Source organism: Rhizobium sp. NLR22b (assembly GCF_019685295.1).
Classification (GTDB): domain Bacteria; phylum Pseudomonadota; class Alphaproteobacteria; order Rhizobiales; family Rhizobiaceae; genus Rhizobium.
Genome location: NZ_JABDWM010000020.1, coordinates 90403 through 115172, shown reverse-complemented (window position 1 = coordinate 115172; position 24770 = coordinate 90403). Strand labels below are relative to the sequence as shown.

At 56.6% G+C, this 24770-nt stretch carries 19 protein-coding genes and 5 pseudogenes; 10 read left to right on the top strand and 14 right to left on the bottom strand.

What is annotated here, in order from left to right:
• Positions 1-499: 499 nt before the first annotated feature.
• Entirely contained in the window at positions 500-796 is a 297-nt protein-coding gene (locus HJC00_RS27220) for a hypothetical protein (RefSeq protein ID WP_168302100.1), read from the bottom strand.
• Between the two features lie 357 nt (positions 797-1153).
• Here HJC00_RS27220 and vapB point away from each other — a divergent pair, with 357 nt between their 5' ends.
• Together vapB and HJC00_RS27210 are read left to right on the top strand one after the other, a co-directional pair.
• A complete protein-coding gene (gene vapB / locus HJC00_RS27215) occupies positions 1154-1390 on the top strand; it encodes a type II toxin-antitoxin system VapB family antitoxin (protein WP_168302099.1) in 237 nt (78 codons plus the stop codon).
• A complete protein-coding gene (locus HJC00_RS27210; RefSeq protein WP_018496488.1) occupies positions 1390-1809 on the top strand; it encodes a type II toxin-antitoxin system VapC family toxin in 420 nt (139 codons plus the stop codon). The genes vapB and HJC00_RS27210 overlap by 1 nt, the downstream gene beginning before the upstream one ends.
• Positions 1810-1956: 147 nt before the next feature.
• On the opposite strand, the pseudogene HJC00_RS27205 reads toward HJC00_RS27210, so the two are convergent.
• Positions 1957-2282, bottom strand: a pseudogene (locus tag HJC00_RS27205) (DDE-type integrase/transposase/recombinase); the annotation flags it as partial.
• Here HJC00_RS27205 and HJC00_RS32825 point away from each other — a divergent pair.
• Together HJC00_RS32825 and HJC00_RS27200 are read left to right on the top strand one after the other, a co-directional pair.
• Positions 2277-2780 (top strand): annotated as a pseudogene (locus HJC00_RS32825) (ABC transporter permease); the annotation flags it as partial. The pseudogenes HJC00_RS27205 and HJC00_RS32825 overlap by 6 nt on opposite strands.
• A 275-nt stretch (positions 2781-3055) precedes the next feature.
• Positions 3056-3517 carry an ACT domain-containing protein gene (locus HJC00_RS27200; protein ID WP_245007089.1) on the top strand — a complete coding sequence of 154 codons (462 nt, stop codon included), beginning with the start codon at positions 3056-3058 and terminating at the stop codon, positions 3515-3517.
• An 822-nt stretch (positions 3518-4339) separates the two neighbouring features.
• On the opposite strand, the gene HJC00_RS27195 is transcribed toward HJC00_RS27200, so the two are convergent.
• Together HJC00_RS27195 and HJC00_RS27190 are read right to left on the bottom strand one after the other, a co-directional pair.
• Positions 4340-4573, bottom strand: a complete 234-nt coding sequence (locus tag HJC00_RS27195) for a RodZ family helix-turn-helix domain-containing protein (RefSeq protein ID WP_131702551.1) — start codon at positions 4571-4573, stop codon at positions 4340-4342.
• 559 nt (positions 4574-5132) lie between these two features.
• Positions 5133-5973 (bottom strand): annotated as a pseudogene (locus tag HJC00_RS27190) (sugar ABC transporter substrate-binding protein); the annotation flags it as partial.
• Between the two features lie 255 nt (positions 5974-6228).
• On the opposite strand from HJC00_RS27190, the gene repA reads away from it, so the two are divergent.
• A complete protein-coding gene (gene repA, locus HJC00_RS27185) occupies positions 6229-7491 on the top strand; it encodes a plasmid partitioning protein RepA (protein ID WP_168302098.1) in 1263 nt (420 codons plus the stop codon).
• Between the two features lie 874 nt (positions 7492-8365).
• On the opposite strand, the gene HJC00_RS27180 is transcribed toward repA, so the two are convergent.
• The 9 genes from HJC00_RS27180 to HJC00_RS27140 form a co-directional block, all read right to left on the bottom strand.
• On the bottom strand, positions 8366-8605 hold the full coding sequence (locus HJC00_RS27180) for an autoinducer binding domain-containing protein (RefSeq protein ID WP_281438384.1): 240 nt from the start codon (positions 8603-8605) through the stop codon (positions 8366-8368).
• 15 nt (positions 8606-8620) lie between these two features.
• On the bottom strand, positions 8621-9550 hold the full coding sequence (locus HJC00_RS33075; RefSeq protein WP_168302097.1) for a DMT family transporter: 930 nt from the start codon (positions 9548-9550) through the stop codon (positions 8621-8623).
• Complete coding sequence (locus HJC00_RS27170; RefSeq protein WP_210633124.1) at positions 9547-10323, bottom strand: gamma-glutamyl-gamma-aminobutyrate hydrolase family protein; 777 nt, start codon at positions 10321-10323, stop codon at positions 9547-9549. Before HJC00_RS27170 ends, HJC00_RS33075 begins: the two co-directional genes overlap by 4 nt.
• A gap of 13 nt (positions 10324-10336) precedes the next feature.
• Entirely contained in the window at positions 10337-11683 is a 1347-nt protein-coding gene (locus tag HJC00_RS27165) for an O-acetylhomoserine aminocarboxypropyltransferase/cysteine synthase family protein (protein WP_210633125.1), read from the bottom strand.
• 40 nt (positions 11684-11723) lie between these two features.
• Positions 11724-12836 carry a fatty acid desaturase family protein gene (locus HJC00_RS27160; protein WP_221127367.1) on the bottom strand — a complete coding sequence of 371 codons (1113 nt, stop codon included), beginning with the start codon at positions 12834-12836 and terminating at the stop codon, positions 11724-11726.
• 612 nt (positions 12837-13448) lie between these two features.
• Positions 13449-14978 (bottom strand): class I adenylate-forming enzyme family protein, encoded by a 1530-nt coding sequence (locus HJC00_RS27155; RefSeq protein WP_210633127.1) that lies wholly within the window; start codon positions 14976-14978, stop codon positions 13449-13451.
• Positions 14979-15034: 56 nt separating this feature from the next.
• Positions 15035-16642 (bottom strand): acyl-CoA carboxylase subunit beta, encoded by a 1608-nt coding sequence (locus tag HJC00_RS27150; RefSeq protein WP_210633128.1) that lies wholly within the window; start codon positions 16640-16642, stop codon positions 15035-15037.
• Position 16643: 1 nt separating this feature from the next.
• Complete coding sequence (locus tag HJC00_RS33070; RefSeq protein ID WP_205919284.1) at positions 16644-17147, bottom strand: biotin/lipoyl-containing protein; 504 nt, start codon at positions 17145-17147, stop codon at positions 16644-16646.
• Positions 17144-18622: an acetyl/propionyl/methylcrotonyl-CoA carboxylase subunit alpha gene (locus HJC00_RS27140; protein WP_221164867.1), complete on the bottom strand. Its 1479-nt coding sequence runs from the start codon at positions 18620-18622 to the stop codon at positions 17144-17146. Before HJC00_RS27140 ends, HJC00_RS33070 begins: the two co-directional genes overlap by 4 nt.
• 703 nt (positions 18623-19325) lie before the next feature.
• Between HJC00_RS27140 and HJC00_RS27135 the strand changes: the two are divergent.
• A pseudogene (locus HJC00_RS27135) lies at positions 19326-19510 on the top strand (IS6 family transposase); the annotation flags it as partial.
• Positions 19511-19515: 5 nt separating this feature from the next.
• On the opposite strand, the gene HJC00_RS27130 reads toward HJC00_RS27135, so the two are convergent.
• Positions 19516-20541: an LLM class flavin-dependent oxidoreductase gene (locus HJC00_RS27130; protein WP_168302091.1), complete on the bottom strand. Its 1026-nt coding sequence runs from the start codon at positions 20539-20541 to the stop codon at positions 19516-19518.
• Between the two features lie 633 nt (positions 20542-21174).
• On the opposite strand from HJC00_RS27130, the pseudogene HJC00_RS33200 reads away from it, so the two are divergent.
• The 4 genes and pseudogenes from HJC00_RS33200 to HJC00_RS33065 form a co-directional block, all read left to right on the top strand.
• A pseudogene (locus HJC00_RS33200) lies at positions 21175-21311 on the top strand (IS6 family transposase); the annotation flags it as partial.
• A 457-nt stretch (positions 21312-21768) separates the two neighbouring features.
• Positions 21769-22362: a DUF6088 family protein gene (locus HJC00_RS27120; protein ID WP_168302090.1), complete on the top strand. Its 594-nt coding sequence runs from the start codon at positions 21769-21771 to the stop codon at positions 22360-22362.
• The gene (locus HJC00_RS27115; protein ID WP_221164866.1) at positions 22355-23368 is read left to right on the top strand and encodes a nucleotidyl transferase AbiEii/AbiGii toxin family protein; all 1014 of its coding nucleotides are present in this window, start codon (positions 22355-22357) and stop codon (positions 23366-23368) included. The genes HJC00_RS27120 and HJC00_RS27115 overlap by 8 nt, the downstream gene beginning before the upstream one ends.
• Positions 23369-23433: 65 nt before the next feature.
• The gene (locus HJC00_RS33065) at positions 23434-24687 is read left to right on the top strand and encodes a UvrD-helicase domain-containing protein (RefSeq protein ID WP_311044195.1); all 1254 of its coding nucleotides are present in this window, start codon (positions 23434-23436) and stop codon (positions 24685-24687) included.
• Positions 24688-24770: the final 83 nt, after the last annotated feature.

The window sequence follows — 24770 nt, the reverse complement described above, 5'->3', positions numbered from 1 at the left end:
ACATCGGCGACCTGCTGCCCTTCAATTACTCCAAGACCACTGCGGCCTGATAAAGCTGGGTACTGCTACCCAGCTAAGCGCAAGTGTCCGTCAACTGCCGTCAATGCGCATTGAAAATCGCGCTTACGCTTCGAGTTCAAAACGTGGCGCGCGTTCCATCTGTGGGACAATATACGCCGGTGATCTCGTCTTCTGAAATGGCTTCTGCGGGTACGGACCATCGTGACAGTATCCTTCTTTTGAGAGAGTGCCGGTGTCCTCATCGTGACAGGAAGGCGCCGACTTGATGCAGATGGAGCAGGAGCGACGACGTCGAGGGCTTCCTCGCCGGGGACGCCAAAGATGTACTCGACCCCCTCATTCAATCGCCGAGACAAGGAAGTTGGGCCCCTTGACCATGCGCGGATTCTCAAAAATGAGCAAAATTTACCTCCTGACGGATTTATGTATGGATTTTGCTTTTAATCCGTCGGAACGATATAGAATCGTTATATGCCCGTCAACAGCCAAAAAGCTGCCGCGCCAACAAACTTCCGGCTCCATCGAAAGGCCTTTCGTGCCTAATTGAATTTTCTTTTAGTGAGGGCATAGCGAGACAATTTCCGCAGCGAGCTCCGCGGTCCGGCGTCGGCTCGCCTTCGGCCAGGAGGAACGATCGCCAGTCGGTTGCGGAGATCCGCCGCAAAGCGGAGATCAGCCATACATCTGCAATACACCGCCCTTTGTCACGGTCGACGACATAGGTGCCCGTCATGCCAATCGCAATCTCGATACAACACAGATCGGCGGCGAACATTTCACCGCCTTTCGCACTACGCCGTCGAAGTCGCGGCTGCCGGCGACATTGGCGCAAGCACCGGCCTATCGTAAGAGCGGCATATCACGGGTGAGACGCGCATACGCCTTCTACGGATGCTCCTTGCAAATGTGAGCGCGGCATCGCAATCGTCTGTCTAGATTTGGACGGGGCAGGAACGAACTGTTACCCGAATGGGCCAATACCCGCTGGCGGGTGGACCAGCACACAATTCGGCACGAGCGACCTCAACCTGTTGCGAGATGCGCCCGTCCAAGCGATAAACGTACACACTAAGGATGTACAAGTTGGAAAGCCTAGGATATAGTACATCCACGTACACACAAGGTTGATGACATGCACACCACTAAAGCTTTCAAGAATGGAAATTCCCAGGCGGTTCGCATACCGGCGGAACTGGCGTTTGAGCGAACCGATGTTGAGTTGGAAATCGAGCGCATCGGCGACGAGCTTCGCATCCGTCCTGTGCATCGCTCCCTGGCCGGCGTTCTGGATGTATTCGCCCGCTTCTATCCGGATTTCATGCGCGACGGAAGAGAGTCCCATGAGCAAGAGGAGCGGGATAAGATCTGATGGCGCGTTACATGCTCGATACGAACATGTGTATCTACCTGATGAAAAACCAGCCGGAGCAGGTCGCTCGCCGCTTTGCCAGTTGCTATGTGGGGGACGTGGTGATGTCCGCCATCACCTTCGCGGAACTCGAGTACGGTGTTTCCGCATCCGATGATCCGGCACGAGAACTTGATAATCTCACCGCCCTGGCCGAGCTGATCACGGTAGAGCCGTTTGGGATCGCAGCAGCGCGTGCCTACGGTCCGGTTCGAATGGCGACGAGAGACCGGAAGAAAGATCATCTCGACAAACTGATCGCATCGCATGCGATCGCTCTGGACACGGTATTGGTGACCAACAACACGCGGGACTTCCTGGCGTATCCCGGACTGAAGCTCGAAAACTGGCTGGACGCGGAACGCAGAGAAACCAATTAACCCGTCCCAGCGGCTATGCCGTGAGAGGCGGGCAGGGAGTGGACCTTGACGGGGGTCGTGCTAAGAGTGCCAACGACCAAGGTGCGATCGGCGAAAAGGGCGATGTCAAATTAACTTCTCTAGGTGCGTTTGCGGTATGATGCGGGCTCAGGCCGTCACTGCAGTAGCCATTTTCCGTTGGGCGAACGCATCGAGACGATGCAGGTGAACCGCGATGGCGGAACGCGTTGGGTGTGAAGGGACGACGAGATTTCGCACGGCCGAGAAGATGTTGGTGAAGCGTTGCAACGCACCCGGTGAGCGAAATCGTTGCATCATCCGCTGACGTTTTCGCAGCGGCAGATGCGAATTCTCGGCACGATTGTTCGGGCCCCTTGTGCGATCGATGGTCGAGTAGGCATGACCTGCCGCCGTGCCGCTCCATAGGAGCGGAGCTTGTCGGTGACGATGCGCTTCGGCAGGTATCCTTGCTTCCAGCAGGCGTTCGGCCGCCTTGGTCTTGCGTAATTCTGACCTACCCTGTTCCGTCCTATTCCCTTCGTTGGTTTGAGGAACTGCTTCCGGCGGACACGTGGCGGCGATCGATCGTCAACAGCCTGAGGATTGGTGGCGGGACTACGTTGTTAGCCACCTTACTTGAAATGGCGGCTTCTTTGGGCCTTCGAGCTCGAACCCTTTTGTTGCGCGGACATTCCGCACACTTTCCGTCTGCCAATGGTGGTGCCTGCGGTGGTGCTTGGTGTTCGGATGCAGGTGCTTCTCGCTCGACTCGGCCTGACGAATACCTACTTAGGGTCATCATCACTCATACAGTTGTTGCCGTTCCATTCGTTGTCATCAGTATTGGCGGAGCACTTTCCGGAATCGACGGCGAACGGAGCTTGCATCGCAAAGCCTCGGCGCCTCGCCGTGGATTGTTTTTCGCCGCGTAACGTTTGCCACTTGCAATGCCGGGAATTCTATCCGGTGCTGCGCAGCCGAAATGGCTCGGCACCGCAACCCGCCGCTACCGAACCAACAACAGCAACCAAAAACCGCTGGAGCGAACTCAAAACTGGATAAAACTTGAGGGCAAGGTCAAAACCTGTAATCACAGCTTCAGGCACTTGTCGAAGTCCTTCGCAACGCAAGCTTTGAGCGACGGAATCGATCCAACATCGACAATCTGCCTTATGTCAGTTAAGGAAATCTCATTTGTTCGCTCCCGGTTCCCGTCCTACACAATGACTGACCACCTTAAGACACGATGATTATCGACAGCGGGACCGCTAAAATGACTACTGTGTTGCGAGACAAGTTCGAGATGCTGTCGAATATGAAGCCCTCGCTCGAAGACGGCGAGTATGTGTTCTGCTCGTTACCCAATGAAGGGAGCAAAGTTCACAATCTAAACCCGATCGCGACATTTCATGAAAGAGAAGGCTTAGCAGTCGTCCTCGAGAAAGGAGAGGCGCACGGAGCGGGGTTCGAAACTTCACTTGCGATGCGCCAGATCACTCTCAATGTGAATTCTGCGCTCGATGGCGTCGGCCTCACGGCGGGCGTCGCTGCCTGTCTCGCAGAAGCTGGCATACCGTGCAACATGGTGGCTGCATATCACCACGACCATATTTTTGTGCCGGCGGGCCTAGCTGATCGAGCATTGCAGCTCCTGATATCGCTGCAGGGCGACTCCGCGCGGGCGATGCGCAATGTTGACGGACAATAAGTCGCAGAAGGCCCACGAAGCTTCACTAACTTTGCGAGCAAGCAGCAGCACAGGGTAATATAGAGCCGTCAAATCTGCGGCGGATTTTGTCACACACTGGGGCGAGCGCGTATGAACCTAAAAGGCGGGCATCGACGTGGCACGCTCGTCGCCCGGCGGCAAGGACTGCATTTCCGAATTGGCACTAATCTATCGTGGACGGGTTTCGGTCAGGAGACCGGTTTGCCACTCGCTATGTATCGACTGGCACCCATCTACGCCCATTTGGGTCTTTGCAGCCGATAAATCGGGCCGAAGCTGTGCCGTCCGACAGTTCAATGCAGTTGACTACCAATCGACCGAAGCAACCGATCAGCGTTCTGACGGACATATAGGCAATGCAGGCGAGAATGTGGGCAAGCCAGGCTTGGGCTTCGATCCCGTTCACAATTGGCGATCGTCGTGACAGAGTCTGGGCGGAGAAATCTGCTCGTACGCACGATTATGCGCCCCTACACCAAGTGCGAGCTGGCCCACGACCGAGGCCATCGCTCGGCGCAGGACCATTCAACCCAATATCCAGCGTCGTCCCGGCCGTCGCTCGACCGTTGTCAGGAGCCGATCTGCAGGCGATCACGCCGAATTTACGAGCGAAAGAACTGCGCCAGCCGCGCCATTCCCCTTGAAGAGTCAGCTGGTTGCCGAACATCACAGCCGAGGTTCCCTGCCCTACCCTTGAAAACCGTGCCCGAGTTGAACAGCATCCCATTGAAGCGCCCCGTGAGTTGCTGCACCCACCTTCCTTGAAAAAGGTGCAGCCGTGGAAGAAGCTGTTCAACGATGTCAGCGCGGCGCATCGCATATCTTTTCTAGAATCCCTAGAGCGGATGCAGTCCTTCGAATCCTGGACGCGTCGAAATCCGCGTCATTCTCCAGAGCTGTCACCTCTGCCACAGTCAGACCAGTGGTTTCTGCGACGTCGTTCAGCGAATAGCCACGAGCCAGGCGAGCTTCTGCAAGCAGAGCGCCAACGGACGGGGCAACTGGGGGTTTCGCAATCTTCGAGACCATGTTCATGTCGATTAAGGCTCCTTTTGGCAGCCGGAAAACGTGCATCCGTTTTCTAGCTCCACCGCTGCCGACCGCGTCCGGCAACGGACAGTTTCTTCGAATTCCGCGGGCGCACTTTCTACCAGTTTGTGCAGCAGAGTACAGGTCTGACGCGATGAAGGGCGGACACCCTTGCGTAGCAGCCGACGAGAGGTAACCCAAGCTCCCAACTGCGGCGCACACTCACGACGGCCGACAAGTAGCTTCTGATCTGGCAGGAGCGTTCGCCCCGGTAGGGAAGCTCGTAGGGAGTGATGCACTGATCATTCCCAACCGGAGAACGATGGACAAACAACTCGAGAGTTGCCTCGGCGCGATACGCTCGTGGCCCACAGATTCGGCCAGAGCCTGTGAGAAACCTGCCGGGCGCTGTTGATCGGCCGTCGTCTTGAAGAGATCGCCTGAGAAAGGCGCATGGGGATCAAGCGCAGCAATCTGAGCTCAGGGGCCCTTCATCTTTAAGGATTTGATTCGATCGCCCGAAAAGATGATGCGGGCAAAGCCCGCATCATGTTTGGCATTCGACTCAGTTCTTGGTGACGAAGTCCTTGACGTTGGCAGGCGTCACGAGCTGGAAGGGTATGTAGACCTTCTTTTCGATCTTCTCGCCCTTGGCGAGCTTGAGCGCTGCATCGAGCGAGCCCTTGCCCTGGCCGGCGGCATCCTGGAACACGGTAACGTCAAGATCGCCTGCCTGCATGGCGGCAAGCGCGTCCTGCGTGGCGTCAACGCCGCCGACGACGACCTTGCTCATGTCCTTGCCGGCTGCCTTCAGCGCCTGGATGGCACCGATCGCCATTTCGTCGTTATTGGAGATGACGGCGTCGAATTCGATGCCGCTGGAGAGCCAGTTGGTCATCAGGTCGGCACCCTGGGTACGATCCCAGTTGGCCGTCTGCTCTTCGACGATCTCGATGCCTTTGCACTCGTCCGTCTTGATGACGTCGTGAACGTCCTGGGTCCGCATGCGCGCAGCCTGGTTGGAAAGCTCGCCCATGATGACGACAGCCTTGCCCTTGCCGCCGAGAATGCGGCAGATTTCCTTGGTTTCCAGCGTGCCGGATTCCAGCTCGTTGGAAGCGACGAAGGCCTGCTTGTCCGGCAGCGTGTCGACGTTGACCGGCTGACGGTTGACGTAAAACCAGCGGAATGCCGGCATCGGCCGCGAGCTTCGACATCGCCGTGGTCGCATCGGTATCGACAGGGTTGACGATGATTGCATCGACCTTGGAGGCGATGAAATTCTGGATCAGGCTCTGCTGCTTGGAAACGTCGTTCTGCGCGTCTTCGACCTGCAGCGTCACGCCGCTCAGTGTCTTTGCATAATAGGTCATGCCGTTGCGCAGAACCGTCAGCGCGGCTGGATCGATTGCTTCACCTGCAAAGGCCCCCGCGATGGAGGAACATACTTCCGCTCGAAGACTGACCCACGCCCGAGCCCGAAGCGGGTCGCCGAGGAAATGCTTCGCTGCGCTTTCACGAAGAGGAGCAATACAACTACATCATATGAGGCTGACGAAAGGCCGTCTCGATAGAGCGATGAGGCGAAGCATATTGACTGCTGCCTACCTAATGTCGTAATAGAACCGTCATTCACTACAAAACCCGTCACGAGGTTATTTATGCCACAATCCGAGAAACCAGACGATGAAGAGCGTATAGTGGAGCGCGTTCGGCGCCATAGCGATAGTATTTGGGCTTCCATAAAGGCGCAGGGCGTGGCTGCCAGAGCACCACTTCCCCTCAGGACCTTGCGCTCGTTCTCGTTGGGCGAGGTCGCTGAGATTCTCGGTGTGTCGGGTAGCTATCTGCGCCAGTTGTCAATTGATGGGCAAGGCCCGACACCCGAGCTTGGGACCGCAGGACGACGCTCCTATACACTTGAACAGATCAACGAACTCCGTAATCATCTCGCTTCAGCCCGTCCAAAAGAGGCTTTGAAGTTTCGCCCGCGGCGACGCGAGGGTGATAAGCTGCAGATCATCTCGGTAGTCGCCGGTCCCGCAAGCACCACCACATCGTTTTATCTGGCTCAAGGCCTTGCACTTCAAGGTTTCCGCGTCCTCGCTATAGATCTCGATTCGCACGGCTCGTTATCTAAGATGTTCGGTTTTTACTACTTTGGTTATCCAGTCCACAATGCGAGCATCTATGCGGCGATACGCTTTGACGAGCATCAGGAAAGTATGCGGTCAGCAATCCAACCCACCCTTTTTGATGGTCTTGATCTCGTTCCGGGCTCTGCCGAACTCTCTTTTTTTGAAGAGGAGTGTGGCCGGCGCTTCCGTGGCGAGAAATTGAGGTACCCGGACGCTAGCGCCAGGATGGTGTCTGCGCTTAAGGAAGTTGAGGCGGATTATGATGTGATCGTTCTCGCCTGCGGAGATGGAGACTTTCTGACCGCGGGTGCATATGAAGCAGCAACCGGCGTTCTTGTGACGGTCCGCCCTGAGATGCCTGAGATCGTGTCAATGACCTCGTCCCTCTACTCTTTCACGCATTTCGTCGCACTGATCGAAAGGGCTGGGAGGACCATAAATCATGATTTCTTCAAATATCTGGTGACAAGGCACGATCCGCGTGACGTCTCACAGCAGAAGTCAATCGCAATGTTGCGGGAATCCCTGGGGGATGATCTGTTGACAGCAACCGTCTGGGAGTCGGACGCGATCCGGCAAGCGCGGGACAAAGGCCGATCATTGTATGAGCTCTCAAGCGGAGCGGTAGGCCGATCGTCGTACGAGCAAGCGATGAAATCGCTGAATTGCGCCAATGCAGAGATAATGGACATCATGTTCGAGGTTTGGGGCCGCGCCCCGTTCTATGTCTCGCTGGCTTCGCGCTCGACGACTGCAGGAAAGGCGAGTTCCGAATCCAGAGGCTAAGCAAGTGAACTCACGTATTTTGCGCATCCACGTGCGCTCGACGGATAAGGACCTCAGCAAGAAGATCACATCGGCAGAGGAAAACTAGCAAATGAGGTGTTGCAAGAACATCCCGCATTTGCGTGAGGTTGAACCGCGCCGGATTTACTCGGGACCATTTCGTTCAAGTTATGCGGCCATGGCTGCTTCCGCTTAATACCGCTCTTCAGCATTGGTTGATGGTATATTCCCGCGGGATAGGGCAGCGAAGCGCGTGCTGGTGGCGTTAATGAAGCGCTATGACTTTGCTCCAAACGGATCATCACCGATAAGCTCCGCTTCTACGGTGCAGCAAAGGCGAAAGTAGCACCCGGCCTTGACCATTGGTCGGACAGGGCCTCAATAATCGGGGCCGAGACAGCCATCTGCCGTTTCGAAAACGGGAACGAACCACGCAAGGCCACCGATCACCAGGCACGTTGCAACGGTTCGTCTCCATGCGCTCAGCGACCCGCAATTGCTTTTTCAGTTCCGTCCCGTCGCCGCGCCGGGCAAACAATACGCTACCGCCGGCTCGAAGCTTTCGATGCATGGAAAATTGCGGCCTGTGTCGCCTGAATAACCACGAGCCGCTGACTTTCCAGCCAGAGAAACTTAACGTGACAACACCATCGAGACGCGTCGCGTCAAACCCTGAACGCGAATCGCTGCAGCCGCCGTTTGTTTACGGTTACGGCGGAAACTCAATCAAATCCAAATCTTGCCGCTCTCAACACCTCAACTATTCTGTCCCGGGTCTTCATTTTCCTTATGCCGTTTTTGATTGATAATTGATTGTATTTAAGGAAATTCCGAGTATCGCTAAGATGTCCCAAGACGACTTTCCTTTTGCGACTCATGAAAGACACTCCTTTTCACGCCCAGTCAGGCCGGGATAGTCGCCGTTGCAGTCTAAGGTGTTCACGACCTTCAAATGAAATACCCAGGCGGCCGATTGGAGGTGGTTGATTTCAAAGTCCTTCATTTCACTCGCTTCTTTTTGCACAAAACTCATTGTCGAGGAAATGCCCGCCTGCCCGCGGAAGGGAACAGTAACACCCGCGTTCAAACCGAACTTTTTAGCGTCATTGAAGATGCGTCGTTGGTGTTGTCACGTTACTCTCTTTCGCCGATTGCACGTAACTGTGTGGGGACGCCAACGACGATCAGGCGTTGACGTGATTAACGCACCAAGAATGATAGCTAGGGACGCACACATTCCTGAACCTGTCAGCCATTCGCCGAAGAACATGGCGGCAAAGAGCGCGGAAAAGAACGGCTCGCTCGATTCGATGACCTGTGTTTTGTACGCTTCGATATGCCGCAGGGCGAGGATCGTGCAGTAAAAGCCGCAAAAAGACGGAATAACGCCAAGCGACAACAGGCTCGGCAAAGCGTTTGCTGATGGGATTTGTGCACCGCTCCAGAAATAGGGCACGGCGAGCATGACCAGTCCATACGCCAGGAACAACCACAAATTTTCCAAGGAAGAGCGGAGTTTGAAGAATTTCCATGCAAAGATGAAGCTGGCATAACCCAGGCCGGCAATGAGGGCGAGAGTGACGCCCATCAAGCTTCCCGTTTCCAGCCCGTCGCCAGAGATCAGGAAGAAACCGCCGAGAACGACCATAGCTATGGCAAACGCTTTCCCCATCGTTACTCTTTCCTTCAGGATGATGATGTCGAGCGCGATTGCGCCAAGCCCACCGGCAAAAACTAGGATGGCGACAAGCGGGATCGGCGCATAAGCGAAGGCGCTGGTTTCAAAATGATAAAGCGTAAAGATGCCAAGTGCGGAGCAAACCGCAATTTTCCACGACCCCGCGAAAGCCGCAGTTAATCGGGCCAGACCCCCAGCTTTCCAGACAACGATGATCGAAATCAGCGAAAGCGCGATACCGCAACGCCAGAACGCGACGGCCGTATGATCGAGACCTTCATTGAAGGCGAAGCGGGACAGTACACCGACGGTTCCATTTGAAAGAGCCGCAAAAAGGGCGAAAGCAGCGCCGGCAACTGGCGAAGGACAAGTACTTTTCACGGCTGTAACATCTTTCTTTTCACATGCAAGTGGCACGCCTCACCGAAGGCGCGGAAGATTTCACCGCTGAGCGGATCCTCGACGTGAAACCATTCAGGATGCCATTGCACAGCTGCGGCAAATGTCGTTGCTTCCTTTACCGATACGGCTTCGATGACGCCGTCCACGCACCGCGCATCGACAGCAAGACCATCCGCCAATTGTGCAATGCCCTGCTCGTGCAGTGTGTTGACTGAAACAGAATTTGTCTTCAGGCGGCGAATGCACTCCGCGATATGGCCGTTACCTTCAGCGACAATTGCATGTGAGGGAGCGTATTGAAGATCACGCGAGAGAGACAGATCTTCAACATGCACACCTCGGCCTTCACCTTCCGAGATATTGGTTGAAAGGGTGCCTCCAAGTGCAACATTGAGTTCCTGCAGCCCACGGCAGATTCCGAACAAGGGGACGCCCAGCGACAAAGCAATCTCGATCGCAGCGATGCTCGTCCTGTCGCGATCAAGATCGAGCGTGCTGGCGCAAGCCATCGGACCCCCGTATCGTGAAGGTGATACATTTGACGCCGCGCCGGTCAGGAGCAATCCATTGAAGGCCAACAGGCAGGTCCGCAACTCTTTGTCGGCAAGTCCCCCTGGGATCAGGACTGGCACGACGCCAGCGGTGAGGTGCAACGCTTCGAGATAACGGGCGCGCACCACATCATAATCAACGCCGTCGACCGTCTGGCGATCGCAAACGACACCAACGATTGCCGGGCTGTCTTCTGCCATAGCGGCCACTATGTCAGGCCTCTTCAAGGGCTTGACCGATATCAGCAAGGATATCGTCGACATGTTCAAGCCCGACGGAAATCCGAATCGTTCCGTCGCGCACGCCGGAAGCCAGGCGCGCTGCTTGCGGCACTGACGCATGCGTCGTGGAGGCCGGATGCGTGGCGAGTGTCCTCGCATCGCCGATGTTTGCAACATGGTAGACGAGTTGTAGGCGCTCGATAAACCGGCGGCCGGCATCGATACCGCCGGCGATCTCGAAAACGATCATCGGGCCGCCATGGTCGCCCATGTTTTGCTCGGCGCGACGTCGTTCCAGCGTTCCGCCAAGACTCGGATAGGTCACGTCGAGGACGTTCCGATGCTCCTTGAGATATTCAGCGACGCGGCGGGCATTGGAGCAATGTCGCGGCATCCGCAATGGCAGCGTCTCCAGGCCCTGGATGCAGAGAAACGATGCGAATGGTGATGGACAGGGGCCAAAGTCACGCATGAGCGTATTGCGCATCTTGAGCAGGAAAGGGCTGGCTCCATAGGGACCGGGCAGATCACGCGCAGCTTCGAGCCAACGGATATTGCCATGGGAGACATCAGGGCGGGTCATCAACGGAAATCGTTCGGAACAGGCCTCCCAATCAAAGGTGCCGCCATCCACGACGACCCCACCAATCGTGGTGCCGTGGCCGCAGATGTATTTTGACGTGGAGTGCAAGGTCACATGCGCGCCGAGCTCAAGCGGGCGTGTGATGAGAGGGGTCATGGTGTTGTCGATGATGAGCAGAATGCCCATTTCATGTGCAATCGCGCCGACCTCCACGATCGGGAAAGGTGTGAGTTTCGGATTGGGCAATGCTTCGGCAAACCAACAACGCGTACGTTCGTCTGAGGCTTCGCGGAAACGTGTAGGATCGCCCGGATCGACGAAACGCGTTTCGATCCCGAGCCTTTGAAAGGTACTAGAAAGCAGATTGATTGTCCCGCCATATAGATGAGCGGAACTCACAATGTTGTCGCCCGCCACCGCAATATTCAAAATGGCGAGCATAATCGCGGCCTGGCCCGACGACGTCGCCAAAGCCGCGACGCCGCCCTCCAGAGAAGCAATGCGTTGCTCGAGTATATCCGTCGTCGGATTCATCAACCGCGAATAGGTGCGTCCCTCTCTTCGCAGATCAAATACGTCTGATGCGTGATCAATAGATTCAAAAGCATAGGCATTCGAGAGGTAGATCGGCACAGTCGTCGCGAGTGTTGTCTGATCGTAACGATAGCTACCGTGAAGCACCGCCGTCTCAACGTGCAGCGCCGGCGCCGGAACGGGTTGTGTTGTGGCGATATTTCTCTGGGTTTTGGTCGGCATTGGTTGTCTCCGGAAATCTGTTCTTCTCGAGAATTGGCGTTTAGGCCAGCGCGCTTTCGATAAAGCGCTTCCGATTCTGGTCCCTGATCAGCATCAGAATGGAAGGTTCACCATTTGGGCCAGACTGAAATATCCCGCCTGTCTCGGAGCAGTGCGCCGCATATTCGAGATCGCTCATGCGGATGGCGTGCGCCTCAGGTAGACGCCAGAATGGGGTGGTCGGATCGAGGTGATGATCGAGATGATAGTTGTCGTTGTTGATCCCCGTCAGCCACTTCTCGATGTTCCGGCTTTGACGGTTTCGCGCCATATGAAGGTTGACGTGCTGGTTGTCGATGGAGCTGCAGTGCTCAGACATCTCGATGAACCATCCGATGATATGGAATGAGGTGACGTAGGGAACGACCCAGAGCAGGAGGAATTCCAGGAAATAGCCGGAGGCCAGACCCGCCGCGGCAATAGACGCCCAGAATGCATAGAAGCCCCAGCGATCGAATTCACAGCGCCACCCTTCTCCACGCTGAACTCGCGTAGCGCTCTCCTTGCCGGAAAGGGAAGCGACAATCACCTGGTATCTGTTACGTACCAGATACCTGAAATAAGCGTAGGTCTTCGATCCGAGTAACGGAAGAACAATGATCTTCCAGATAAAGGAACGATCCGTCCGCGGCGTGAATACGCCTTCCTTTATAAAGAACTCTAGGTCGGGATCGGCGTCGGCTCTGCCAAGGAAGGGGTGATGACTATGGACATGAGACTCCTTGTAGGCAAAGTGGCGCTGAAAGATCGGCCAGGCGGTTGGCCACGTGCCGAGCAGGAAGTTCAGCAAGCGATTCTTTGTCAGAACGCCATGCGCGGAATCGTGCAAAATGGTGGAAATGCCCCTTTGATGCGCGCCGATCATGATTACCGCGAGAGGATAAAACCACCAGCTTACATCAACCACCAGCCACACAAGGGTAGCGATCACCGCATAGTCCTTAACGATGTAAAATGGGCCATGCCAATTGTCAGTCGCAAGAGCCTTGATGTCACCGGTGATAGATCGATCGAAGTGATGGTGCGTATAGCGATCAGGCGCTTCGATACCTTTATAGAGAGGTTGAGCATGACTGTTCATGAAAATACCTTTTGCTCGATATTGAAGCGCCATTCCGTCGCATAGGCTGATAACGTGACATCGCCCTCTGCAGCATCCCACGGACGGAAAGCGGAAACTCGGCGCGACGTCTCGCATGGGCGAGCGAACCGTAAGCCGACTGTCGAAGCTCTGCGGAGCGCGGCCGTGCGCTGGGCACATTTGAAGGCCGGCGTACTCGTAGTGTGGACCGAAGAGTTCTTGCATTGTCACGAGAAGCCAATCTTCAGAGTTTCGTTCAATCTTTCCGATTAAGATCCGGAGGATGTCCCCTTCGTTGGTCTCGTCGGCACAAGTCATCATTGGCGCCTGTATGTACTGAGTAGGTTCAGGTCCCGTGGAGGCTGGATGGAGCGTTCATGGAGGCAGCGTAAACTTAACGCAGTGAAAACAAGAGTAACCCCCCCCCCCGATTGCTACCGCCGGGACCGCACCAACGCGCGCCGCAATCGACTTGGGCCGAGCCCTAGCTCAATCTGTATCTCAGAATCTCGCGGACACGCCGCATCTTTAGTCTCTCCGCTGGCATGCCGTTCCTTCCTTTCAAAGGACGAACGTCTCAATCAGCAGGACACCCGGATAAACACCCCAATCCGGGGACGGCATCATCTCGGAACAAGGGGGCGGTTAATTCTCGGGATTGGGGGACCGCGCTTGAAGCTCTTTCAAAATCGAGTACTGAATCTTGCCCAAGGCTGTTCGGGGCAATTCCCTCGTGAAAATGAACTCCCGCGGGACCTTGAAGCGAGCGACCTGCGACTGCACATGCGCGGCCAATGCTTCCGCTTCGATCCGTGCCCCCACCCGCCTGACCACGTAGGCGACCGGCACCTCGCCCCAGTGCGAATCATGCCGACCGACAACGGCGCATTCCTTGACATCAGGGTGCTCCCCGAGCACACGCTCGACTTCGGCTGGATAGATGTTTTCTCCGCCGGAAATAATGAGGTTCTTTTTGCGATCGCGAACCCAATAGTGACCGCTGGCATCCCGGTACCCGATGTCACCAGTGCGATACCAGCCGTCACACAGTGCCTCGCGGGTCGCTTGATGATCGCCCCAGTATTCACAGAAGACATTCGGGCCGCGCACTGCGATTTCGCCTGGGGCACCCGCCGGCAACTCCTTGCCGGCGTCATCAATGATCATCGCCTCACAGCATAGACCCGGCAGGCCAATAGACCCGCAGCGTGAGAGATCACCCCCAAGCCTCGTGTAGATGGCGATGGGGCAGGTTTCTGTGGAGCCATACACTTGAAGGACCGGTACCCCTCGCGCGGTAACGCGCTCGATCAGGGCCTGGGACACAATCGTTGAGCCCGTTGAAACGGCCTTCAAGGAGTACAGGTCTGCCGTCCACCACGCGTCGTGGTCAGTCAATGTTTGGATGGCCGTCGGAACCAATGCCGTTAGTGTTGGCCGATCGCGCTCAAATGCAGTAAGTGTCGCACCTGCCGCAAATCGGGAATGGATAGTGACCGTCGCACCATGTTGCAAAGCCGGAGTGGTCTGAATGTTGAGCCCACCCACGTGAAAGAACGGTAGTACCGACAACACATGATCTTCCGACGTCAGAGCATGCATGTGCTGGCTCATCACCCCGTTCCAGAGCAAAGCTTCTTGTCGGAGGACCGCGCCTTTGGGCCGCCCGGTAGTGCCAGAAGTGTAGACGATCAGAAGCGGGCAGCTCAAGTCAGCATGTGAGTTACCGCCATCACCGCGGCCTTGGGCCAACAGGTTACCCCATGTGCTCCCGCGAGGGGGCGTGAAGTCCAAACCGACGACTGAGGTGTCGGGCAGTGTGTGTGCCAGATGCGGCAGAAGGCTGTTGAACTCCTGCTCGACAACCAATACCCTTGCTCCGGCATTGGACAAGATGAAGAGCTGCTCAGCCGGCGCGAGCCGCCAGTTCAAAGGCAGCATAATTGCGCCAAGACGCGCACAGGCATAGAGAAGAATTAGATACTCGGGCCGGTTCAGGCTGAGGATGGCGACTCGATCGCCTTTAGTGACTCTCAGCTCTTTGTTCAGGGCACGGGCGGCTTGCTCGATAGATCCCCGCAACGCGGCGTAGCTTAGCGTCTCACCCTCGAAATGAATTGCGGCCTTGTTTGGAGCAACCGCCGCATTGCGGTCAATCAGTGTGCAGAGATCCATTGTAATCGTCAGCGCATATTTTTCGATCTGAAGGAAGGCCGAGAGGGGGAGCCGCACTACATCCTAAAGATGCCATAATGTGGCGTCTCAGTGGGAGCATTGAGCGAGGCGCTCAAGGCGATTGCCAGCGCGTTTCTGGTGTCGACAGGATCAAGAATCCCGTCGTCCCAGATTTCAGACGTTGCATAGTAAGCGCTTGATCGCTCCCTATACTCTTCCAAAATCGACTGTCTCGTGACTTCGTACTCCTCCGCCGATAAGCGCCTACCATCGGCCGCCATTTGCTTTGCCTTCACATCCGTAAGCACTCGCGTCGCTTGATCGGCACCCATGGCTGAAATCTGAGCCTGCGGCCAGGTGAACAGAAAACGCGGATCGAAAGCGCGCCCTGCCATGGCGAATGTTCCCCCACCGTGAGAATGATTACAAATGACCGTGAATTTGGGCACCGCCGCTCCAGACACGGCCATGAGTAGCTTGGCGGCATTTTTGGTGATGCCACGCCGCTCATATTCGCTGCCCACCATGAAGCCGGTGATGTTCTGCAAGAAGAACAGCGGCGTCCGATTCATGTCGCACAACTGGATGAAGTGAGCGCCCTTCAACGCACTGTCATCGAATAGCACGCCGTTATTCGCCAGAACACCGATTTGGTATCCATGAAGGCGCGCGAACCCGCATACCAGAGTTCGCCCGTAGAGCGGTTGGTATTCATGGAACCTGCTGCCATCGACCAAGCGCGCGAGAATCTCCCGCATATCAAAGTGCACTCGAGGATCTCTTGGAATTATACCGTATAGCTCAGATGCATCATAAGCGGGCGGCTCGGGAGCGACTCGATCGATGGAGATTTTTTCAGGACGATTGATACGACCGACTAAGTCGCGGGCAATCGCAATCGCGTGCATCTCTGAATGCGCGATATAGTCGGCCGTTCCCGATACCGTGGTTTGCATGTCAGCACCGCCGAGCTCGTCGACAGACACGTGCTGGCCAGTCGCAACTTTCACAACCGATGGACCGCCGAGAAATATCGCTCCGCTTCCCTGGACGATAATGTTGTACTCGCTAAGCGCAGGAACGAAAGCTCCTCCCGCGATGCAATGTCCCATCACGAGGGCGACCTGCGGCACGCCCATCTTCGAGAGAATGGATTGGTTGCGGAAGATTCTGCCCGCGTGGTGGCGATCCGCGAAGAGTTCCGCCTGCAGAGGAAGAAATCCACCGCCACAGTCGCAAAGATGAACGACGGGCAGACGGTTCTCGATTGCTATATCCAGGGATCGGACGATCTTTTTGACTGACAGCGGATACCATGCTCCACCCTTGACGCTCGGGTCATCTGCGTGAACGATCACCTCGCGTCCCGCAACGATGCCGATGCCGACGACTTGCGCTGCGCTGGGCACACCCCCGTTGTAAGCCTCGTTCGCGGCCAGTGTCGAAAGTTCGAGGAAAGGCGTTTCTGGATCAAGCAAAGCCTCCACCCGGTCGCGAACAAAATGCTTGTTTTGTCGCCGCAGGCGCTCGCGGTCGCGCTCGGGACGGTCGAAGCGGACCGCACGCTGGCGCTCGTTTAATTCGGCCGCAAGTCTTCTGTTGTGGAGCTCGTTGAGGTGAAATTCTTGCGAGTTCACGTCGACAAGAGAAGCGATGCGCTGCATCTTAATGCCCTTCCTCTTTGATCGTAACTAGTACCGCGCCATGCTTGAAGCTCTGGCCTTCGCTAAAATGAATTCGGTCGACCACCCCGTCCTGTGGCGCGCGTATGACGCTTTCCAGCTTCATGCTCTCGATCACCATCAGCGCGGAGCCTGCGGAAATTTGGTCGCCGGGCAAAACCGACGTTTTAACCACCACGCCTGGCATCGGCGCGCGCGCCACAAGAAGACCTGCATCCTTTTTCACGAGCGAATGGGCTAACAATGGGTCTCGGTAGCGCAGAACGCGCGTCCTGCCGCGAATATGCAGGTGAATAGTGTCGCCATCGATCGCAAACCTTACCGGCTCGTTTGAGTCGGCAATGGTAAGAATGCCGCTACCGTCGCCTTGATGGGTGAAGTCGAGCGGTACGAGTATTTCGCCCCCCAAATGCAGGCGATACCCCTGCTGACAACGTGAAAGCCACAACTGATAATCTACACCTTCAAGCTCAAAAACGTGGTTCACGCGTTTCTCCAGCCGCCGAGCGAGGCGTGAAGCTCAGGTACGGCATCTGCCGAATCGCACACTGGCCTCGTCAGTAGAGCGGCGGCGGCTAGGAAGGTCGACAAGTCGGACGGGGAGTCGCCAGCGGCCAACTGCGGATTTTCGTCAAGATATCCAGTATGGAGCTGTCCGCTTAAAAATTGCTCGTCGGCAAGGACGCGCGCTAGAAAGCTCGCGTTTGTTTCGCAGCCGAGGAGCACCAGCTCCCGCATCACGCGTTCGACCTTCAGCGCAGCTTCATTACGCGTGTCCGCATGTACGATCACCTTCGCCAACAAGGAATCAAAGGCTGTCGTTATCTGCTGACCCTGCGAGATGCCAGTGTCGATCCGTAGGCCTGGACCGCCGGGATACTCGAGCACCAGTACCTTCCCCGTCGTAGGAGAAAAGCCGCGTTCAGGAGCTTCAGCACACATCCTCGCTTCGATCGCGTGTCCTTTCGACACGATATCTGACTGTGAAAATCTAAGCTCATGGCCCCCGGCGAGATAGAGCTGTTCGGCAACAATATCGATGCCAGTGATCATTTCGGTGACGGGATGTTCCACCTGCAGGCGCGTATTCATCTCGAGGAAATAGAAATCTCCTCCATCCACGATGAATTCCACAGTTCCTGCATTTCGATAGTTGGCGGCTCGAGCGATGCGAACGGCAGCTTCGCAGATTCTCTGGCGCAACCGCGGGGAAATCGTTGACGCGGGCGCCTCCTCAATGACCTTCTGAAATCTGCGCTGAACCGAGCATTCCCGCTCGAACAAATGAACGACGCTTCCGAAGGAGTCGCCGAGCACCTGCACTTCGATATGCCGTAACTTTTCGATATATCGTTCGATGTAGAGCCGGCCATCCCCGAAGTAGCGCTGCGCCTCACTGCGTGCCTCCGCAATGGCGTCTTCCAAGGTGTCGAGGTCGCGGGCGATCCGCATGCCCTTGCCGCCGCCGCCGGCTGATGCTTTTACCAGCAAAGGCGCTCCAATGGATCGCGCCCTCATAATGAACGAGGCAGGGTCATCTTCTTCGATCGCTGAATGCACGACCGGAATCCCGTTCCGCTGAGCGAAGTTGCGGGCCCGAATCTTGTCACCCATCAATTGGATGCTCTCAGGAGTAGGCCCGACGAAAGTGAACCCAGACTCGACCACTGCCCTTGCGAAGTCCGCATTCTCTGCAAGGAACCCATAGCCTGGGTGAATCGCCCCGGCGTTCGCCTCGCGGGCGGCAGCGATGATTTGTTTGGTATCAAGATAGGCTGCGACTGGCGTGCGACCGCTCACAGCAATCGCCGTGTCAGCCATTGAGACGGCCGGCGCTCCCGCATCGAGAGCGTGGTAGACAATTGCGGAGCGCAATTCAAGCTCGCGCAGGGTCTTGATGACGCGTACGGCAATCTCGCCTCTATTGGCGATCAGAACGGTATCAAAGGGCAATTTTCGCATTCGCCTATTTGCCTACCTTAGGGCTGAGATCAGATTTGCAGGCCCTTTGTAGTGCTCTCCATCTCCGTATAAGGGCCTGCATCGCCCATGGGTTCGCAAATGATCCCGCGTTGTCACAATCTCTTTGTGGTCGACGTTTTGATGGCAGGGTAGCCTCATCCGCAAACCGAAGCCGGGCCAGCGCATCGCTGAGTAGCAGTAATTCCTCAATAGCGTAAGCAACGAGCCCACTTGGGCGCGACAATTGCGGTTCGTGCAACGCCCTCCCTGTGGGTGGACGGCAGAGACGGAGCGCGCCTGTTCCATGGGGTCATTTCGAATGCGTATTTCACTTGGCCTGTTGGCATGAGCCTTCTATTGCTCGGCTGGCACCCGAGACACCGAGCCGAGATCCTGTTCCCTAAGATGCTGCCCCGGTACACGGCCGTAACTGTCGAGACGCAGGGCATCGTAGGCAACGTCGACCTTCGCAGGTTGTGGTTCAGTAGTACAATTTGGGACAACCGCACGCCCTTAGGCCGCTTTCTTGCAACACCGCAGTTGCTAGTTTTTCCTCTGTGGATGTCCTTGACCACTGTATCCGGCAAACGCCGTAGTTAGCTGCTAGCGCGCTCCCCCGCCGCGGGGCTTAGTCAAGCTTGTTTGTCCGTGCCGGCGTCATGGTCCTTTTCTGGGTCATAGCCTCATGAGGGGCTGAGATGAAATCGCTGACTCTCAGTTATCAAGAACCACCGCTTTCCACCGCAGATCATCGCCCGTGCGATCTGACTGTACTTCCGGTTCCCCTTGAGCCTGCGGCTGGTCGAGAAAATGCTGCTGGAGCGCGACATTGTCGTGCCTTACGAAACGATACGGCAATGGAGCCGCAATTCCGGACGGCTCTACGCGTTCAATCAGCTTAGATCCATAAGGACGGACTGAATGGCCAAGGCGGTGTACTGGGAGGCCTCCAGTGGCAGATCTCCAAACGCAAGTTGACAAAGAAGGTAGTTGGCGCCCGCCTCTTCCAACTGCTCGAGGAGAGCCCGGCGCACAAGAGCTGCCGTTCCTACTACGCACAACTCGCTCTCGATTGCGGCATCTAAGGTCAGCGGCAAGTTTGGCGGAACGGCGATCGAGTTGAGATCGTACAGGAATTTGAAGTTCTTGATCCATCGGCCGTAGGCAGGTGCCGCGAGTGAATGGGCATGCGCGGCAGAACGTCCGACCACTACCATTCGGAGCAATCCGAGAAAAGGCACTGGGTCGTCCGCACCAGTGTTGTGCACTCGCTCGGAACGGAAGGCATCAGTAATTTTGCGAACAACAGACGCGGGTCCTTGGCACGCGATGCTTGCGCCGTTCGCAGCGGCCCAAGCAGCAGACTCGGGCCGGTTGGTGGCGATCCATGTAGGCGGATGTGGACGCTGATGAGGCCGCAGCGTCAAAGGGACATTGTTCAGCTCAAAATGGTAGCCTCGGTAGGATAGTGTGCCCCCCTTCATTGCCTTCATGAGGATTTCGCAGGCTTCGAAGTAGCGCTCCGGCACCGCGTCTGCACCAATCCCGAAGTAACTCAATTCGATCGGGAGAGAGCCGCGCCCTATGCCAAGCTCGAGCCTACCACCGCTCAACTGGTCCAGCGTACAGATCTCTTCAAACGCGCGTAGCGGATGACAAAGGCTGAGCAACATGACCAAGGGGCCGACACGAAGCTGCCGAGTGCGCTGTGCGACGCTCGACAAGAACAAATTCGACGATGCGCCTCTCCCGTGCGGGGTACAATGGTGCTCCGCGAGGTGATATGCATAAAAACCGAGCCGATCGCACGTCTCGGCTAACGTCAGGCGGTCTGAGTACTGTTGTGCGATGTCGCGACCGTCGTCGTCTAAGTGATCAAAGATGCCGATGGTTAGCTTTGAAGGGAAGGTATGTCTCATTCGGTCATCTCCAACTTTCATTAACGAGCTCAATGGCGTTGATCCAACTGATCTGAGACCTGGCTTTTTTACTGGGCGGACATGATCTTAATTTGCCTGGGCTTTGCGCTGGCCACGCCAGATCAGGCGTTTGGAAGTTGCGCACACGTGTCCTTGCGCTTCCGGCTGTTGCTGAGAAGTTTATCCGTCCCCTACGAAGGCCACCTAGAACGTCGGCGTTGGCCACCCTAGCAGATCGCGTGGAAGGCTCCTTCCGCCAACAGGCAAACACGGCCAAAAGCTGAACCGGGCTATGGGACTGTACTTTCGGTGGGTGGCCCGCCCGAGCTGTGTGGATGTCCCCTTCGTTGGTCTCGTCGGCACAAGCCATCATTGGCGTCTCCTCGTTGGCGTCTGTATGTACTGAGTAGGTTCAGGTCCCGTGGAGGCTGGATGGAGCGTTCATGGATGCACGGTCTGGAGGGCCGCCCGCATCTCGGAATAGACGATGGTTGCCCGTCGGCCTACGAGATGGCTCCGAGCAAAGGTTTACATGCGAATCAGCTCTGCTTTGATGGGACAGCGCTGCCGGTATATTGTCACGTTAACTGGGCTTCGGTTGTCTGCCTGACGGGTTGGGCGTAAATTTCGGTGATGCAGACACGAGATATCAGCTTCAAACGTCACCGTTTTCCGCCACGGATCGTTCTCACTCGGTCTGGCTCTATTTGCGGTTCAACCTTGGTCTGCGTGAAGTTGAGGAAATGCTGCTCGAGCGTGGAATCGACGTGTGATGCGATCAACCCAGGAGTAAGACAGGCCCACCGCCGGGCAAGGGCCGATCGATCTCGGCCACACCGAAAGGAAGGACCACGGCCTTGCGGCTTGCCGATCCTTCGAGGTGAGTAATTCTCTCTCAGGTCCTCGAGAACGCGAGGATTGTGGGCGCGCGACATCGTTCACGGACCTCCTCAGGCTCTTGTTTTCAGGTTTTTATGTTCGAAAGGACGGCGATGTTCCTTTTGCTCTCGGAAATTAAAAAGGGTCACACGGGCGGATACTGGTGCTCCCGGTCAGGAATTGGACGTCTGGACACGATTCACGAAGAGAAACATGGATATATCCTGACAATTAGGGAAGGAGAAAAATGAAGCTTTTCCTATCCAGACCTCCGTCGAAGAGGAAAGGCAGGACACATCACATTGCAAACTGTCAGAAAACTGCATATATTTCTGACAGGAGATTGCCATGCAACGGCTAACAACACAGATCATGGCCTATGCCGAACAGCTGCCCGAGGGAACGGCGCTGTCCGCAAAGGCCTTCCTGCATTTGGGAAACCGTGCTGCGGTAGACCAGGCTCTGTCGCGCCTATATGAACGCGGCGAGCTCGTCCGGGCCGGTCGTGGGATCTATCTCAAGGCGATCAAGAGCCGCTTCGGAAGCCGGCCGCCTACGGTCGAGCAAGCCGTCGAAGCCGTTGCGCACCAGCGTGGCGAGGTGATCGTTTCGAATGGCGCTGCGGCTGCAAACTCACTCGGTCTTTCCAGTCAGGTGCCGATCCGGTCCATATACTTCACATCCGGTCGCAGCCGAACCATGACTGTCGGCAGCCAGACGGTCGAGTTGAAGCACGTGCCACGTTGGCAGCTTGCCTTGGCGAACAAGCCTGCCGGCCTGGCTGTCCGCGCGCTGGCCTGGCTCGGTCCGGAAAAGGCCGACGAGGCTCTTCCGAGCATCAAGCGGAAGCTCTCCGCAGAGGCGTTCGGCGAACTCGTTGCCGCCGCCCCTCAGTTTCCCACCTGGCTTGCCCGCAGTGTAGGAAAGGCCGCTTATGGCTGAACAGTTTTTACGACTGTCCCGAGAAGATCGACGCGAAGTCCTTGCGATCGCAGCGGAGAAAGCCAGGCGGCCTATCCACCTCCTGGAAAAGGACGCGTGGGTCGTCTGGGCACTGCAGACCCTTTACGCAACGGCGCTTGGCGACCACCTTGTCTTCAAGGGCGGCACGTCCCTCTCGAAAGCCTACAACGCCATCCGTAGGTTTTCGGAAGATGTAGACCTGACCTACGATATCCGCACGCTCGCTCATGATCTCGTGGGCGAGAACGAGGAGGCATTGCCGAAAACCAGAAGCGAAGAAAAGCGCTGGTCGAGCGAAGTCCGCAAGCGTTTGCCGGTCTGGGTATCCGAGACCGTGCGCCCGCTCGTTGCCGATGCGCTCAGCGCCCAGTCGCTTCCAGCCACCGTCCGGGTCGAAGCCGACAGGCTCTTCATCGACTACGAGGCAATTAGTGGAGGATCCGGCTATGTCGCTCCAAGCGTGATGCTGGAGTTTGGGGCTCGATCGACCGGCGAACCGGCAAGCGTTCGCGACATTTCATGCGACGCTGCCGGCCTTGTCGATGGCATCGAATTTCCCAACGCGCGACCGCGGGTCATGCATGCCGAACGCACGTTCTGGGAAAAGGCGACAGCAATTCACGTCTTCTGCCTGCAGGAACGCCTCCGCGGGGAGCGCTTTTCACGCCACTGGCACGACATCGTTCGTCTCGACGATATAGGCGTCGCCGACAGCGCAATCGCTGATCGCGAGCTGGCAAAGTCGGTGGCGCAGCATAAATCGATGTTTTTCGCTGAGAAGGCGGCTGACAAAACGCCGATTGACTATGAAGCGGCTGTGGGCAGGGGGCTGCAGCTGACGCCCTCCGGCGCCGGGAGGACAGCTCTCGAACAGGACTACTCGCGGATGCTTGAAGACGGCCTTCTTCTCGATGAGGCCGAGACCTTCGACGAACTCCTCTCTCGATGCGTAAAAATCCAAGAAAAGGCCAATGCCAGCGGCTGAGAAAAACGTCCATGATCGCGTTTGTGGAAGGCAACTGAAATGACAATTCGCGCGATGGCCGACCCGTGATTTTCAGCCGCTACACCACCTATCGGCCCGGCCTTTTCGCCCGTCTGCTTCCCTCCGGTAGGTGGAAGCTCCGGCTACCGACGGCGACCACGGCGTCCGTCGAGCTCCATACCGGAACGCGGGCCAAGCTGCTATGCCTGGACATTGCCGCCATCGGTATCAAAAAGGCCCTGCTTTGGCACACGGTCGAAATCCGCACATGCAGTCATGTCGAAACTCTGTCGTGCCTCGGCGAGGACGCCGCTACTCGGCTCGCGACGGACCTTCACAGGTTCATCAATCGCTACCTGCTCGAACTGATCCGGTCGGATCAAGAGGTTTTGAAAGAGGTCGATGCGAAACTCGAGCCATTGATCGAGGGGAAGCGGCAATACCTCGCACAGGCAGATCTGGCGCAAGCCATCGCGAGTGTTTCTGGCCCGGCCGCCGCAGCACTCTCCCATCCCTTGTTCGACGCCGACGGCTTAACCGCGGCCATGGAAGCCGATCTTCCACGGTCCCTGTTTTTCCTGACCGACCCCGACCGGCGCCATCAGTACAATAATGAATTTGTTGCGACCGAGCTCACCAGATACGCCCCCTTCTTTGACGATCTCGATGGCCGATCATTGTCCGACCAACAGAGGGAGTCCTGTATTCGCCTTGAGGACAGCAATCTCCTCATCGCGTCCGCAGGGTCAGGCAAGTCGGCGACGATGGTCGGCAAAGTCGCTTATGTGCTGGACAAGGGACTGTATCAACCGGAGGAAATCCTTGTCCTCGCCTACAATCGGGCCGCAGCTGAAGAGCTGAGGGAACGAATTGCGCAGCAGCTTGGCGTCCAGCCGGCGGATCTGCAGTGCAAGGTCACGACGTTCCACGCTCTCGGTCGGAGTATCATCGAACTGCTTGTAATGGCCATTCTCCTTAAGGCGATCACCGATCGACTTTTTCAGGGTGGCGGGCTCCACCCAGATCCCCAAGCCCGGCACATGCGCCACCAAATCCACATCATGTTCATTGCTGGCGATCGGCTTCACGGTTGTTCCAATGGCAGTCGAGCCCTGAAGGAAAATTCCGATCGCCTTCAACAGCGGGTCTTCCGACTCTGCGAGCCATCCCCCGACGCCTTCGTAGCGTTCCTTCGCAAGAGTGGATTGGGACTGCGAGATTTCAAGTGTGGCGCACATCCGCTCAAGCGCACCGATGAGCATTCCGTCACGCAGAACAAGTCGTTGATCATGAAGCATTCGTGCCTCCAGTCCCCGTAGAGGGGTCGATGGACGTAAGATTCGCACCTATCATTTCGTACAGATAAATCTAACGCTTGATTCCGTCAATCCCTGTGTTATGG

Coding starts and splice junctions, on each gene's coding strand:
- HJC00_RS27220 (WP_168302100.1), bottom strand. CDS start 796: ATGTTCGCCGCCGATCTGTGTTGTATCGAGATTGCGATTGGCATGACG.
- vapB (WP_168302099.1), top strand. CDS start 1,154: ATGCACACCACTAAAGCTTTCAAGAATGGAAATTCCCAGGCGGTTCGC.
- HJC00_RS27210 (WP_018496488.1), top strand. CDS start 1,390: ATGGCGCGTTACATGCTCGATACGAACATGTGTATCTACCTGATGAAA.
- HJC00_RS27200 (WP_245007089.1), top strand. CDS start 3,056: ATGATTATCGACAGCGGGACCGCTAAAATGACTACTGTGTTGCGAGAC.
- HJC00_RS27195 (WP_131702551.1), bottom strand. CDS start 4,573: ATGAACATGGTCTCGAAGATTGCGAAACCCCCAGTTGCCCCGTCCGTT.
- repA (WP_168302098.1), top strand. CDS start 6,229: ATGCCACAATCCGAGAAACCAGACGATGAAGAGCGTATAGTGGAGCGC.
- HJC00_RS27170 (WP_210633124.1), bottom strand. CDS start 10,323: ATGGCAGAAGACAGCCCGGCAATCGTTGGTGTCGTTTGCGATCGCCAG.
- HJC00_RS27165 (WP_210633125.1), bottom strand. CDS start 11,683: ATGCCGACCAAAACCCAGAGAAATATCGCCACAACACAACCCGTTCCG.
- HJC00_RS27160 (WP_221127367.1), bottom strand. CDS start 12,836: ATGGCGCTTCAATATCGAGCAAAAGGTATTTTCATGAACAGTCATGCT.
- HJC00_RS27155 (WP_210633127.1), bottom strand. CDS start 14,978: ATGGATCTCTGCACACTGATTGACCGCAATGCGGCGGTTGCTCCAAAC.
- HJC00_RS27150 (WP_210633128.1), bottom strand. CDS start 16,642: ATGCAGCGCATCGCTTCTCTTGTCGACGTGAACTCGCAAGAATTTCAC.
- HJC00_RS27140 (WP_221164867.1), bottom strand. CDS start 18,622: ATGCGAAAATTGCCCTTTGATACCGTTCTGATCGCCAATAGAGGCGAG.
- HJC00_RS27130 (WP_168302091.1), bottom strand. CDS start 20,541: ATGAGACATACCTTCCCTTCAAAGCTAACCATCGGCATCTTTGATCAC.
- HJC00_RS27120 (WP_168302090.1), top strand. CDS start 21,769: ATGCAACGGCTAACAACACAGATCATGGCCTATGCCGAACAGCTGCCC.
- HJC00_RS27115 (WP_221164866.1), top strand. CDS start 22,355: ATGGCTGAACAGTTTTTACGACTGTCCCGAGAAGATCGACGCGAAGTC.